Origin of the sequence: Microbispora sp. NBRC 16548 (assembly GCF_030268985.1) — a bacterium.
GTDB lineage: Bacteria > Actinomycetota > Actinomycetes > Streptosporangiales > Streptosporangiaceae > Microbispora > Microbispora catharanthi.
On sequence record NZ_BSSF01000116.1, the window covers coordinates 1 to 261 of the forward strand.

1 pseudogene is annotated in these 261 nt (G+C 70.5%); it reads left to right on the plus strand.

Features of this window, described 5'->3' with window-relative positions:
* Window positions 1-261, plus strand: a pseudogene (locus tag QSK36_RS43290) (heavy metal translocating P-type ATPase); the annotation flags it as partial.

The following is a 261-nucleotide window of genomic DNA, read 5'->3' on the forward strand; positions in this document are numbered from 1 at the left end:
CGGTGCAGTTCACCTACTGGCAGTGGCTGTCGCTGACGCTCGCCGCCCCGGTCGTGGTCTACGGCGGCCTGCCCTTCCACAAGGCCGCCTGGACCAACCTGCGGCACGGCACCGCCACGATGGACACCCTCGTCTCGCTCGGCACGATCGCCGCGCTGGGCTGGTCGCTGTGGGCGCTGTTCCTGGGCGATGCCGGTGTGCCCGGGATGAGGCACGGGTTCGACCTGACCATCGCCCGCAGCGACGGCTCGGGCAACATCT